The organism is Bacillus sp. C-3-6, assembly GCF_054509685.1.
Genome location: NZ_CM137247.1, coordinates 5,078,432 through 5,093,813, shown reverse-complemented (window position 1 = coordinate 5,093,813; position 15,382 = coordinate 5,078,432). Strand labels below are relative to the sequence as shown.

6 protein-coding genes and 1 pseudogene are annotated in these 15,382 nt (G+C 34.2%); 3 read left to right on the top strand and 4 right to left on the bottom strand.

Annotated elements, in window-relative coordinates; genetic code table 11:
* Positions 1 to 115: 115 nt before the first annotated feature.
* From ACW0JX_RS26200 to ACW0JX_RS26190, 3 genes and pseudogenes are all read left to right on the top strand, one after another.
* Positions 116 to 642: pseudogene (locus ACW0JX_RS26200) on the top strand (RNA polymerase sigma factor).
* Entirely contained in the window at positions 629 to 943 is a 315-nt protein-coding gene (locus tag ACW0JX_RS26195) for a hypothetical protein (RefSeq protein ID WP_016079618.1), read from the top strand. The pseudogene ACW0JX_RS26200 and the gene ACW0JX_RS26195 overlap by 14 nt, the downstream one beginning before the upstream one ends.
* Entirely contained in the window at positions 927 to 1,598 is a 672-nt protein-coding gene (locus tag ACW0JX_RS26190; RefSeq protein ID WP_016079619.1) for an ABA4-like family protein, read from the top strand. The genes ACW0JX_RS26195 and ACW0JX_RS26190 overlap by 17 nt, the downstream gene beginning before the upstream one ends.
* 26 nt (positions 1,599 to 1,624) lie before the next feature.
* On the opposite strand, the gene ACW0JX_RS26185 is transcribed toward ACW0JX_RS26190, so the two are convergent.
* From ACW0JX_RS26185 to map, 4 genes are all read right to left on the bottom strand, one after another.
* A complete protein-coding gene (locus ACW0JX_RS26185; protein ID WP_016079620.1) occupies positions 1,625 to 1,999 on the bottom strand; it encodes a hypothetical protein in 375 nt (124 codons plus the stop codon).
* Between the two features lie 146 nt (positions 2,000 to 2,145).
* Positions 2,146 to 3,546, bottom strand: coding sequence for a M28 family metallopeptidase (locus ACW0JX_RS26180; RefSeq protein ID WP_459245223.1), 1,401 nt, complete (start codon positions 3,544 to 3,546; stop codon positions 2,146 to 2,148).
* Between the two features lie 489 nt (positions 3,547 to 4,035).
* Positions 4,036 to 13,707, bottom strand: coding sequence for a SpaA isopeptide-forming pilin-related protein (locus ACW0JX_RS26175; protein ID WP_459245222.1), 9,672 nt, complete (start codon positions 13,705 to 13,707; stop codon positions 4,036 to 4,038).
* 777 nt (positions 13,708 to 14,484) lie between these two features.
* Positions 14,485 to 15,279, bottom strand: a complete 795-nt coding sequence (gene map, locus ACW0JX_RS26170) for a type I methionyl aminopeptidase (protein ID WP_141240960.1) — start codon at positions 15,277 to 15,279, stop codon at positions 14,485 to 14,487.
* Positions 15,280 to 15,382: the final 103 nt, after the last annotated feature.

Below are 15,382 nucleotides of genomic sequence, written 5' to 3'. Positions count from 1 at the left end.
AAGGCAATCACACGATGTTGTGATTGCCTTTTTATATGGAGATAATAAAAAAATAAAATTTTATCAAACAAAAGGATAATTTGCGTCGTCTTATATAAATGACAGGAGGCTTATGATGGAAGAAAAGGTAGAAAAATTAATTGATATATATAAGCAGCAAATATATTCCTTATGCTATAAGTTAGCGAAAACGAAAGAAGATGCGGAAGATATTTTTCAAGATACGTGGATAAAAGTTTTTTCCTCTAGGCACCAACTTTCTTATGTGGATAATTATAAAAAGTGGATTACTACAATTTGTGTTCGTACGTTTTATGATTTTTATCGTAAGAAAAAAGATGGAAAGATCGAATATTGGATTTGTTTCATAAAGAAGATGGTGAAGAAATAGATTTCGCAGATGAAGTGAATATATCAGAAGAATTTATTCAAAAAGTGGAAGCGGAAATGATACGGGAAGTTATACAGTTATTGAATGAAAAGTATAAAACTGTGCTCGTACTCTACTATTATGAACAATATTCTTATAAAGAAATGAGTGAAATATTAAATATACCGATTGGTACAGTGAAATACCGCCTTAATTATGCGAAGAAGCAAATGCGAGAACATTTGGAGGGGTTCGTTTATGAAGGAAGATAAATTTGATCAAAAGATAAAAAGTAGCTTAGCGGGAGAGATGATTCCTAGTGAAGAGCTGATAAATCATACGAAACAGAGCGTGCGAAATGCTCGGAAATTAGAGGGAAAATGGGTTATTTTCATTCATGCTATTTGGATGATTGTATTAACAGTCACCCTAGAGCAGTTTGTTAGTCATTTGGATCATAAAATATCTGTCATTATAACGATAGTTATTATGATGCACCTATACATTCCGATATATGTTGTCATACAGTCATTTTTAAAGAAGGAGTATAAATTACATGATAGAGTTCGCTAATCCATTTGTAGTATTTGAGATAGCTGGGATTACAATGTTTTTGGCTTTTATAGCACTTTTAGTATGTGTAGCATCATGGGTGTATACAGATGCGAAAACGCGTGGAATAAGTAAGTGGTGGAGTGTTATAGCGATTGTATTGCCATTTTTTATTGGAGTTTTGTTATATATGATACGAAGAAGTAACAAGAAAATAGAAGGAGAATATACGATGAAGAGTATGAAAAAGCAGAAGGTAACATTAGTTGTTATATTTGCAAGTGCGATGTTTGTATTACTTAGCGGCTTTGCTTTTGTTCAAACGTTAGATGATATGTGGAGAGCTGGTGATATATATTTAGAAAATGAGAAGCGAGGGGAGACAAGTTATGAGGCAAAATTCTCATCATGGGATATTGCTGGGAAAGATATTGAACTTGAGTATGCAAAAGATACAGAAGTAACATTTTCTTATGAGACGGATGCAAAACGTGGGAATTTATGCTTTAGCTTGTATGAAAGGAAAGGAGAAGGTATAAGAGAGTTAAAAGAAATCTGTGAATCGAAAAAAGGTACTTTTAAAGCTACATTAAAAGCAAATGAAAAGTATGTATTTAGTATAAGTGGTTTAATGGTGAAAGATGGTTTTGTAAAAGTGAATTGGGAAGCAAAATAAAGGGCCCCTGAGAAAGGCCCTTTATTTTATTGGACTGTATAAGTAACAGAAAAACTAACAGGACTATAGTAAACGTAAGGTGCATGAAATTGAACGTACATATTTCCATCTGTTTTTGCAGTGAAAATTCGGCCGTAACCATCAGAATAACGTCCAATAAGGTTATGATTTGAGTCATAAACACTGTAACTAGGAGTTTTGCTGTTAGGTTGAATTGTTAACTCTTGTCCCTTTTGAAGGAAAATAGGTTCTTGTTCAGAACTACCTCCAGTTTGCAAAGAATAAAATTTTGTAAAGCTTTGTTCTTGAGCGGCAGCAGCGACTTTTGTTTCAGGAATAAACGCGGTAGCGCCGGTAATTCCTGCTAAAGTTAACGCACCTACTAAAATCATTTTTTTCATAATAGAAAAAGCCTCCTTATTAGTTGTAATCGGTATTGTTACAGTTAATATTGTATACGATAATGAGTAGGATAAAATATGCTTTTATGCATATATATTTTTTCTCAATAAAAGACCACTGATAAAAATCAGTGGTCTTTTATTGATTAGGCAGCTTTCTGTTCAGTTTGAGTAACAGGTTTTTGAAGCGAGTTATAAACCCCTGTTCCGATAACGTCTAATGCCATTTTCATTCGTTCAGGTGAAATGTTTTCTAATACGTTATCTTGAGGTGTATGGTATACCTTCTCGATATGATAGATTAATGGATTCCAACTATCGACACCCATCCAAATAAATAGAGCAGCAGGAATACCAGCTTCAGTAAATGGAACATGATCACTAGAACCGAATTTACCTTGTAGGACGAGGTCATTATTTAGTTGTTTACCTGCTTGCAAGGCAGCGTCTGTTACAAAGTTTGTAGAGCCATCAGGTGTCATAGCATATAAATTCTTTGCTTTATCATAATTTGTTGCAACCATGTCTGCGTTAAAGACACCTAAAATTTGATTGCGTTCTTTTTGGGATAGACTATTAACGTAATAATCGGAGCCAAGTAAGCCAGTCTCTTCAGAACCAAAGGTAATAAACCGAATTTCCTTATCAGTTTCTACATTTTGAAAAGCACGAGCTAGTTCTAATACTAATCCAGTTCCAGAAGCATTATCATTTGCGCCAGGTGCTCCGACAACACTATCATAGTGCGAACTTACAACGACTGCTTTTTCATTACCGGTACTCTTTTTTGGTTTCTTTGTGGCGATAACATTTAGAGATGTTAATTTAGATTCATGTCTCGCTTTTAGGGAAAGAATTGTTGTCCCTTTTTTAGCGATTTCTTCTTTAAATGCATTTCCTTGCGCATAAGCAAGACCAAAGACAGGGATAGATTGCTTTTTCGTTAGGCGGGGATTGAAGGTTTGTCCATAATTTCCGCGTCCACCAATTAAACTGTATAAAAGAACACCTTTTGCACCTTTGCTAACAGCATTTTCAACTTGTTTATTATAGTCTGTAATTGTCGTTCCTCTTTCAAATAAAACAATTTTACCGTTTACTTCATTTGGAATATCTTCTAATTTTGTCCCACCTTGAACAAAGATAAGGGGAGCTGTAACAGCTTCTGTAGAAATTAGTGAATTAGGAGCAGCACCAGCTTGCCAATTACGTTTTATTGATAGTGGTGATTCAATGAATCCAACGTACTGATCGGGCACCTGAAATGGCTGATATTCTACTTCATAGCCCATCGATTTAAGCTGCATACCAATGTAACGAGAAGCCCATTCTTCGGATTTTGTTCCACCGGGTCGAGGACCAATTGTTTCAGATAAGAAACGAACATGTTCAATTGCGCGGTTTGGATCAATCTGTTTTGTAATAGATGGAGTTTGTGTAACCTCTGACGTGGAATCCGCTTTTGCTTGCCCAATTGGAGCTAAGCTAACAGCGAGTGATACAGCAAGCAAAGAGCTTACTATTTTTTGTTTCAATGATTTTCTCATTTTTTCCTCTCCTATTCTTCTATTCTCTGTGACTGACAAAAGAAGACGGATAATGACTTTATTTTACCTTCGTGTCTTTTGGTTTTCAATATTCTGACATTGAGAAATAAAAACAATATATGCATATTTGCATATTTTTGAGGAAGATATGTATGCTATCATTTTAAACGAAGGTTCGCTTTCTACTCTGAAAGCTCCTACATTGCATGAATCTAGTGTACCCAAACTTTAGATTATGTAGAGAAATGGAACCACTGTAGGGTTTCATTTCTCATGTTTGAATCAGTTGATGGTAATTATGTTTCCGCATTTCATAATTATTATCAGTGATATATGTAAGGCATCCATATGAAAATAAGAGGCTGTTCAAAGGTTTTCCGTACTTTTGGGCAGCCTCACCCCGTTAAAAGGACGATACTTTATGTATCGTCCTTTTTGTATAAAAAAACATCCAATCAATTGAGAGATTGATTGGATGTAAAAACATTATTAATAATGTTTTTTGCGTTTTGTAGCTAAAATACTTAATAATCCAGCTAGTAGAAGGACGATACCTACTGTTTGTGTAGGGTCTTCTTTATGACCTGTATTTGGAAGGTATTTATCCGTATTTCGATCATCTTGCTGTTTGTTATCTGTTTCATTTGATGTTTCTTCGGAAATTCCGTTTTTGTGTTTCTCAGATGTTTCATTGCCTTTGTTTTCTTCTTTATTTGGAGGAGTAACTGGCTTGTCATCTCCACCTGACGAAGATTCAATCTTTTTATTTGAAACTGTAATTTGTAATGGTGTAGCTTGGGCTTTATCAATTGTAAAGTTTATTGGTGATGCATCTAATTGATAGCCTTTAGGAGCCTGTGTTTCTACTAATTGATAATTACCAGGTTTCAAATTATTTACGATTACTTTTCCGTGTTGGTCTGTTTTTAAACCTTCTCGGATGATTTTTCCATCTTGGTCTAAAATATTGAAAATGGCACCTTCAAGTGTTCCATGGTGATCAATATCAACTTTAGTTAACTCAATTGAACCTGTTGTTAAACTATTTAAAGCTGTAACAGAGGTAACCTGAGATTGTCCTTTCGTAATTGTGAAAGGAATTGGTTTAATGTTTAAATCATAGCCAGTTGGAGCTTTCGTTTCAATAAACTGATAATCTCCTGGACGTAAATCAGAAACAGAAATCTTCCCATCTTTATCAGTAGTTAAATCAGAATGAACATCTTTACCGTTCATATCTACAATTTTAAAGATAGCCCCTGCAAGAGTAGTACCATCGATGTCATCGACTTTAGTTAATTCAACTGCGCCTTTAGTTAAGCTGTTAGTAGCAGTAACAGAAGCTTTAGCAGTTTGACTCTTTTCAATAGTAAACTTGATAGGATTTTGATTTAAGTCATAATGCTTAGGAGCTTTCGTTTCAATGAACTGATAATCTCCCGGACGTAAATCAGAAACAGAAATCTTCCCATCTTTATCAGTAGTTAAATCAGAACGAACATCCTTGCCGTCCATATCTACAATTTTAAAGATTGCTCCTTCAAGAGTAGTACCATCGATGTCATCAACTTTAGTTAATTCAACTGCGCCTTTAGTTAAGCTATTCGTAGCAGTAACAGAGGCGATTTTTTCTTGGCCTTTTTTAACTGTGAACTTAATAGGTGTTTTGTTTAAGTCATAGTGTTCAGGAGCTTTTGTTTCGATAAACTCATAGTCTCCTGGCGGTAATTCATCCACAACTAAACGGCCGTTTTTATCAGTAGTTAAATCGGTACGAACATCGTGTCCATCCTTATTAACAATTTTAAATACTGCACCTTCAAGTGTTGTGTTTTGCTTGGCATCATCAACTTTAATTAACTCAACACTACCTTTCGTTAAGCTATTAATAGCTGTAACGAAGACATGCTTTGTTTGACTTCTTTCGATTGTGAACTTAATTGGTTCTTCATTTAAGTCGTAATGTTTAGGAGCTTTTGTTTCAATAAATTGATAGTCTCCTGGTTGTAAGTCTTTAGCGATGATTTTTCCGTCTTTATTGGTAACTAAATTCGTACGAATGTCGTTACCGTTCAGATCAGTAATTTTAAATACCGCACCTTCTAGCATTTCTTTCTTATCTATAGAGTCAACTTTCGTTAATTCCACGCCACCTTTTGTTAGGCCATTCTTAGCAGTAACAGAAGCGTGAGTTAGTTGACTTCTTTCGATAGTGAAGCTAATAGGTGTTTTATTTAAATCGTAATGCTTAGGAGCTTTCGTTTCAATGAATTGATAGTCTCCTGGGCGTAAGTTCGTAGCAGTAATCTTCCCATCTTTATCAGTAGTTAAATCAGTGCGAACAATTTTACCTTTCGCATCGATGATGTTAAACACTGCATCAGAAAGTTTTGTATTTGGATTTATATCATCCACTTTTATTAATTCTACAGCACCCTCAGTTAAGCTATTTGTAGCAGTAACTTGGAGCTTTTCTTTTTGGCTTTTCTTAATTGTAAACTTAATAGGTGTACTATCTAATTTATAGTGTTCAGGAGCTTTCGTTTCAACAAACTGATAGTCCCCAGGACGTAAATCAGAAACAGAAATTTTTCCATGTACATCTGTTGTAAGCTCAGTACGAATGTCGTTACCATTCAGATCAGTAATTTTAAATACCGCATCTTTAAGAGCAGTACCATCTACATCATCCACTTTAGAAAGTTCCACAGCGCCTTTCGTTAAGCTATTTGTAGCTGTAACGGAGATAGGATCAGCTTGGCTCTTTGTAATTGTGAATGGAATCGGCTCTTTGTTTAAATCGTAGTGTTTCGGAGCCGTTGTCTCGATGAATTGATAATCACCAGGACGTAGGTCAGAAACGCTAATTTTACCTTGTTGATTCGTAACAAGATTTTTGCGAATTACAGTACCATTCATATCCACAATTTTAAATACTGCGCCTTCAAGAGTAGTGCCATCGACGTCATCCACTTTAGAAAGTTCCACGCCGCCTTTTGTTAAACTATTTTTCATAGTAACGGTAGCAATATCTTTTTGGCTTTTTTCAATTGTAAATATAATTGGTTTTTTGTCTAAATCATAGTGTTCAGGAGCCGTTATTTCAACGAATTGATACGTACCAGGACGTAAGTTTTCGATAACGATTTTACCTTCACTGTTTGTTTTTAAATCTGTTTTAAGTACTTTGCCATCTTGATCCAGTAAATTAAATACCGCATCAGCAAGTTTTGTTTGAGTGTTTAAATCATCAACTTTAAGTAATTCGATACTACCTTGTTTTAAGCTATTTGTAGCAGTTAAAGAAATAGCTTTCTTCTGTCCTTTTTCAATAGTGAATTTGATTGGTGTTTCATCTAAAACGTAATGCTTAGGAGCTTTCGTTTCGATAAATTGGTAATCACCAGGACGTAGGTCGTTAATTTCGATTATTCCTTGTTCATTTGTAACAAGGTCTTTATGAACTACATCACCGTTCATATTAACAATTTTAAATACTGCCTCTTTAAGAACAGTGCCATCAACATCGTCTACTTTAGAAAGTTTAGCTGCACCCTTTGTTAAAGCATTTGTAGCAGTGATATGAAGAGTTTCAGTTTGGCTCTTTTTAATTGTAAATACGATAGGTTTTTTATCTAAATCGTAATGTTCAGGAGCAATTGTTTCAACGAATTGATACGTACCAGGACGTAGGTTTTCAACAACAATTTTACCTTCATCATTTGTTTTTAAGCCTTCTTTAACTAGCTCTCCGTCTGCATCTAATAAATTAAATACGGCGTTAGCAAGTTTTGTAGTTATATCAATATCGTCAATCTTTGTTAGTTCAACGCTACCGTTTTTCAAAGCATTTTTGCCTGTAACATTGATCTCTTTCGTTTGACTTCTTTCAATTGTAAATGGAATCGTTGTTTCATCTAATACATAGTGCTTAGGAGCTTTTGTTTCAATGAACTGATAGTCTCCAGGGCGTAAATCAGAAACAGAAATTTTACCGTTTTTATCAGTAACAAGATTCGTATGAACTTCCTTACCATTCATATCAACAATCTTAAAGATTGCACCTTCAAGCATCGTACGATCGATGTCGTCAATTTTTGTTAATGTTACTGCACCTTTCTTTAAACTGTTAGTAGCAGTAACAGTAATATTCTCTTTTTGACTTTTTTCGATAGTGAACGGAATAGGGTCTTTGCTTAAGGTATAGTCTTTTGGAGCTTTTACTTCAATAAATTGATAGTCTCCAGGACGTAAATCAGAAGCAGAAATTTTACCGTTTTTATCAGTCGTTAAACCTTTGCGAATTACCTTTTTAGTATCATGAGCGTCAACGATTATAAATTCTGCACCTTCAAGAATAGTGCCATCAACATCATCAACTTTTGTTAAAGTGACGCCACCTGTAAGTAAACTATTTTTTACAGTAACAGGGATAGGAAGATCTTCCTTACTACCTTTTTTAATTGTGAACTTAATAGGTGTTTTGTCTAATTTATAATGTTCAGGGGCTTTTGTTTCGATAAATTGATAATCCCCTGGTGCTAAATCAGGAATAACTAATACTCCGTAATCATCTGTTGTTAAATCTTTCATAATTTCTTTGCCAGTTGCATCTTGCAATGTGAATACAGCGCCGGCAAGAGCTTTACTACTTTCCACATCATCTTCTTTAATAAGTTTAACTTTTCCTTTCGTTAAACTATTTTTAAATGTAAGTGGAAGGAGTTTTTGTTGTCCTTTTTCGATTGTAAATTCAATTGGTTCTACATTTACATCGTAATAAGTTGGAGCCTTTGTTTCGATAAGCTTATAGTTACCAGGACGTAAGTCATCTACAACTAGCATTCCTTTACTATTCGTAACAAGGTCCGTACGAACATCTTCATTAGTATCTCTATTAACGATTTTAAATACAGCACCTTCAAGTGTTTCCTTTTCATCTGCAGCATTCACTTTTGTTAACTCAATACCGCCTTTTGTTAAGCTGTTTTTAGCGGTAACAGAAGCGTGAGTTGTTTGACTTTCTGTAATCGTAAATTTAATTGGTTTTGTATTTTTGTCGTAATACTTCGGTGCTGTTACTTCGATAAATTTATAATCGCCAGGGCGTAAGCCAGTAGCGATAGCTTTACCATCCGCACCAGTTTTTACATTTTCGCGAATAACTTTCTTTTCATCATTTGCATCAACAATTTTAAATACAGCACCTTCAAGAGCTGTACCATCGATATCATCAACTTTTGTTAATTCAACATCTCCTGGTTTTAAAGCATTTTCAGCTTTCACAAGTAGAGTTTCTTTCTGACTTCTATCGATTGTAAATTCAATAGGTTCTGCTCGTAAAACGTAATGTTCAGGAGCAGCTATTTCAATAAATTTATACGTACCAGGACGTAGGTTACTAACTTTAACTTTACCGTGTTTATCAGTAGTTAAGTTAGTGTGAGGGGAAACGTCATTATTATTTGTATCGACAAGTTTGAATACTGCACCTTCTAGTGGTTTTTTCTCACCAAACTCATCAACTTTTAATAATTCAACTTCGCCGGTTTTTAAGCTGTTATTTGCCGTAACAGTAGCAAGAGTTTGTTGGCTTTTATCAATTGTAAACTCGATAGGGTTTGTACTTAACGTATAATCCTTAGGAGCTTCTGTTTCGATAAATTTATAAGCACCAGGCTCTAGATCTTTAACAGTAACTTTTCCATCTGAACCTGTTTTTATATTTTCACGAATTACTTGTTTCTCGTCATTCGCATCGACAATTTTAAATACAGCACCTTCAAGGGCAGTGCCATCGACATCATCGACTTTTGTTAAAGTGACACCACCTTTAATGAGGTGATTCGTCGCAGTAACAGTAACTGCTTTCTTTTGACTTTTTATAATTGTAAACTCAATTGGTTTTTTATCTATGTCGTAATCTTTAGGTGCTTTTTCTTCGACAAATTGATAGTCTCCAGGGCGTAAATCTTTTGCTTCGATTTGTCCTTGATCATTTGTCGTTAATTTTTCATATCCACGAATTACTTTGTTATATCGATCGCGTACACTGAACTCCGCACCTGCTAAAGTTTTTCCATCTTTATCGAATTTTGTTAAAATGGCCGATCCTGGAATCAAACTGTTTGTTGCAGTTCGGTTTATTACTGTTGTTTGATCTTCTTTGATTGTGAATTGAATAGGTGTACTGTCTAATTTATAATGCTCAGGAGCAGTTGTTTCTTGTAAGTAGTAAGTTCCTGGTTTTAAATTATCTACAGTAATTTGTCCTTGATCATTTGTTGTTAATTTTTCGTGTTCTGAAATTATTTTTTTGTCTTTATCAAGTAGTGTGAAAACGGCACCTTGCAGTGTGACGTTTTTATTCAGGTCATCAGACTTTGTTAAAACTACTTTACCGACAAACTTCTTATTTGCAAGTTTATATGTTGTAGTCTCTTGTGTACCAAGTTCAACAATTTTCCCTTGTTTTAAATCCCAGCTAATTACATAGCCTTCAGGAGCCTTTGTTTCTTTTAATAAATATTTATCGCGTTTTAAATTATTAAATTTAGCGATACCGTCTTTGTCTGTTGTAATTTTACGGATAACAGTTTTACCTGTACGATCGTATAAAGTAAATTCTGCCCCAGCTAATAGTGCGTTCTTATTGTCGTTATCTACCTTTATAATTTCAAGGTTTCCACGGCCTTTAGTAGCAGATCCTCCGCCTGAACCAGAAGACATTCTCACTTCAATCGTTTCAGTAGTTTCTGTGTTTTTAACTGTCAACTTATTGCCTGTGATTTTCGCTTTATTACTTACTTTTTCTTTATCGTCTGCATTAATAAGTGAGCGATATTCTAAAATATAAGCTCGATCAATTTTTTTCAAGAAGGCAATTTCGAAATGTTGCTTTCCGGTATTATTGTCTGTTGTTATTTTGAGTTTATAGTCTGTTCCTTCTTTTAATTCGTTTACTGTATCTTTTGTTAAATTTCCATATGGATCAACAGTTGTAGGATATAAGTGGAATGAATCTTCCACAATTACCTGATTTTCGGTTGGGTCATCTGTTACAACGGCATCTGCAATGGTTGATTGGCTTTCGTTAATTGCGATACTCCAATTAATATAGTTGTCGTCTTGCACAGCTTTTTTAGTAACGAAGCTGCCACCTTTATTTACTTGAGTGTCACCTGTAAGGGTGTTTACGATTTTAGAACCATCTTTTAAATCTGCCTCGTTTTTGTAGGTGCCTTGGATAAGTTCACCATCAAGGCTTGTTTTAAAGATAATATAGTAAGGTGAATTAATTGATTGTTTGAAATGAACCTTTAGGGTGTTTTTATTTTTCTCTGTAGGTTCTTCAAGTTCATATTTCTCAGTCGGTACAGCATTACCAGGTTGTGCATTATCAGGATTTCCATTTAGAATCATATCGCGCACTTCAATGGATCCAGGCACTAATTTTTGTTTATCTTGTATTACGTCTATAACATAAGGATCTTTAATCTCAACATTATTATAGTTAAAGCCTATTATCCAAGTAATTTCCTTCGTTTGGGCGTTATAAGAACCGTATTTATAACCATTTGCCTTTGTGAAAGTATCAGGATCGAAATTAGCTTCAACTTTATTTGATTGTGGATTAGAATCCGTATCTATCCAAGAAAGGTTACCTGTATTTTTAAATGAATTTTTACCACTTTCTAGCTTTGTATAATCAAAGTCTGTCGTATATTTTACGACTAATGTCTTTGTCATATTAGACTGATACGTACCTATAAGAGTAATTTTGAAGCCTTTATCTGTTACATCTAAAACATAGTCAGTCCCAGCTTGAAGGGTATAATTTCCGTCTTTAATTTCTAGTTTCTTATCTTTTAATTGTAATCCACCATGATTAAAGGTGTCCGTAATAATCGCGTTGCTTAATGGATAGTTGTTATTATTTACTATAATTGTCCAAGTTGTTGTTTTGTCTTTATAATTTGTTTCAGCTTTATTATTAGATTTAATAATATTTTGCTGCTTGAAGCTAGCTTCATTTTCTTTACTTGAATCATTATCAGCTGTAACTTTATTTTTTACTTTTCCATCTTCTATAACTTTATTAGTTGGCTTGGTTTTATAGGTAATCACATAAGCACTATTAATATCATCATTAAACTGTAAATCGAATCCATTCTTCTTGTTACTTACAGTGTAATTATTAACAGCGTCTCCTGTTACAAGCGTTCCTTTTTCATTATATGAAGCGTTTTTTACAACAATAGAATTTGCATCTAGTTCGTGTGTATCGTCAAAAATATCTTTTAAAATCGCATCTGCTTTTTTGATCTCTCTTTGATCACCATTGTAAGTAATTGTCCACTCAATTGTTTGCGTCTTTGGATCATATTTACTTGTTTTATTTAAGTGTGTACCACGAGAAACCGTTACAGTAGAACTTGCGTTTTGTTGCTTTTGATTATCACTCGTTATCGTAACGTTATTTCGGAAACTTTTAATATTTTCATCAGTAATCTTTGTGGCATATTCGATTTGATATGCTTTATTGATAGAGTCTTTGAAAGCAATCTCCAATTTTGAGCCATCTGATGAAATAATATTGTAATCTGTTGGCTCAGCTTCTGCACCACGCGTTACATTCCCATTAACATCAACTTCTAAATAATAAACTTTAATAGAATCTTTATTTAAGCTTGTACCTTGTGGAATGTTATCTTTAAAAACAGCGTTTTTAAGGGTGTCTTTCGTTTTGTTCATCTCTACTTTCCAATTAATTTCATTTGTATTAATTGGTCTATCAGGTAAACCCTTTTTATTCGTAGCTGTTTGTACATTAGGCTTAAAATCAACTGTAATAGAAACATCCTTATCTTTAATCGGGAAAGGAATTTCTTGTGTTGTTGTACCTTTAATTTCAGCTTTATTAAATTCTGTCTTTAATTGTAGGTTACCAGCAACATCTGGATGCTCTTCAACATAATCGTTGAATGTCATCGTGACTTTTCCATCTTTTGTAACAGTGAAATTACCAATTTGATGGTTTTCACTATCATATAAAGGACTGTTAATTGTATTGTAAATCTTAAAATGTTTAGGAAGATCAAAAATATAGTAATCTCCATTTTTCACATTCATTGATTTTAAAAGTTCCCATGTAAACTCAATATTGGCAGGGGAATCTGTACTTGGACGGTTATCCTCTGTAAATGGTTTTCCGTCTTTATCCGTCAACTTTACACTGGTTAAAATGTTTGTTGTTATTTGCTTTGGACCTGAATTTGTATTCTCAGCAGGGGCGCTTGCTAGCTTTTGTTCTGGATTGTCAGTAGCAATTTTAGCTGCTGGGTTTTGTTCCGGATTATCAGTGGCAGTTTTAGCTGCTGGGTTTTGTTCCGGATTATCAGTGGCAGTTTTAGCTGCTGGGTTTTGTTCCGGATTATCGATAACAGTTTTAGTTGTTGGGTTTTGTTTCGGATTATCAGTAACAGTTTTAGTTGCTGGGTTTTGTTCCGGATTATCAGTAACAGTTTTAGTTGCTGGATCTTGCTCCGGATTGTCAGTAACAGGTTTAGCTACTGGATCTTGCGCTTGTTTATTAGTATCCTGTTTGGTGCCATCTTCTTTAGAGTTTTCTACTTGAACAGGAACTGATATAGGCTGAACCATTGTTCCTAAAGGAAAAGCGATTTGAACTGATTTTTCCCCAGTTTTTAAAGTTGAGTTAAACACGGTATCAACTTTAATTTTTCCTTTAGCGTCTTTCAAATTTTCTACTTGATTATTAAATATTAATTTTAATTTATTATCTTTAGCTGTTATAAAATATTGACCAATATTTTTTTGATCTGTTACTAAATCCCCTTGCAAATCTTTAGATACTTTTAATGCAAGTGGTATTTGAACTACTGCTGTATCATTTGCGTGTGCAGCTTGTTGATCCTTTATTGACCAAGCATATTCTACTTGAATGGTTGATCCTATCTTTATTAAATTGTTAGGATTTTTTGCTTCGTCAATAATATGATTCGTTGCATCTTTCATTTCAACAGTGTCAAATAAGGAATCTCCTGTTAAGGTTTCCGCTTTTACTTGATTGTATGGAAAACTAGCAAGTTGCGAAAATAGTACGAATACAATTAAACATACATTGAAAAGTTTTTTCATTTTTCCTCCTCTGAACATTCATTTGTCCATTGGGGACTTATTCCACATGAACAAATGGAATATTAAAAGTATTTGTTATAAGCTATTTATTTTTGCTATCCCTCCGTTTCTATACGCGTTCTCAGACAAACAGGATTATGTTCAAAGTAAAATTGTTTAACGTAAAACAAAATGTATATTTAAACAGTTCTATGGAAATATACACAATTCGACAAAAAATGTCGAAAAAAATACTGATATAAAGAATGATATCAGACCTTTATATGTGAGATAGTTTTCATGTATATCTAGTAAAAAAGAATGGTTATAAAGGTAAGTTTTACGATACATACTAACCAATGTAGTGTATCCCTTTGTGAAGGCTTATTTTTGCCTTAAAGTTATGTGGAGATAAAAAGCTAGATAGGGTTGGTTTTGGTCAGAATGAAGACAATATGTACTTTGAAAATAGTCATTTATTTTGTCTAAAGAGAGTTGTGCGATTAGTGGACCGAAGTTGAAAGATGATAGTTTCTTACATTGTTAGAGGAATATAAGAATTACAGAATATTCGACTAACACGTTACTACGGTCATTTTTGAGCCTGTTTAAACAATAAGAAAGAAGGTGTTTTACTCCTTAGTTACAATATCTTTTTAGTAAAGATAAGCTTAAGTAACCTCCGCTAAAGATTATATACTTAAATGATAAAGAGTTCAACAGTAGTTCACATATTTTCCCAAAAATAAAAACGGCTGTTTTATGTGGAATAAATCTACAAAACAGCCGTTTTTGGTATTAGATTTCTGTTAAAATTATTGGTTCGCCGCGCGTTACGACAACGGTATGTTCACATTGTGCAACAAGACTTTTATCAGGTGTAACGAATGTCCAGCCGTCGTCACCACGTTCAATAATATGATCAGCTTTCATAGAGATGAACGGTTCTACAGCGATAACAAGACCGTCTTTTAGAAGTGCATTATCCATTGGATCATAGTAGCTTAAAATGTGATTTGGTGCTTCATGTAAGCTAAGACCAATGCCGTGACCAGTTAAGTTTTGAATAACATTGTACCCACTTTTATGTGCGAAGTTTGAAACAGCACGACCAATTTGATTTTGTTTTGAGCCAGCTCTAACCTTTTTCATTGCTGCCCAAAATGCATCAACCGCTGCTTGGCAAAGCTTTTCTTTTGCTTCGTCTTCTCCAAGTACAAATGAAATACCTGTATCTGCATAATAGCCATCAAGTGCAGCAGATACATCGACGTTTACTAAGTCGCCTTCTTTTAATACACGATCTCCTGGAATACCATGAGCAACTTCTTCATTTACGCTAATGCAAGTTACACCTGGAAAATCATATTCTTTTTCAGGTGCAGAAATAGCACCATGCTCATCTAATACTTTTTTACCGATCAAATCAAGCTCTTTCGTTGTCATACCTGGCTTCGCTTGTTTTTTCATTTCTTCACGTGCAAGCGCAACGATGCGGCCGATTTTTCGTAAGCCTTCTAAATCTTGTTCATTACGAATAATCATGAAAACCACTGTCCTTCCTCGAATATATATCTTAACCGATTGTATCATGTTTATTTTCGTCCTGCTACTCGCTTGCGGTATGCAACTTGATTCCTCTCATAAAGAATACATGACAATTGTCATATCGATGTCATGACGCATCATACTGTTT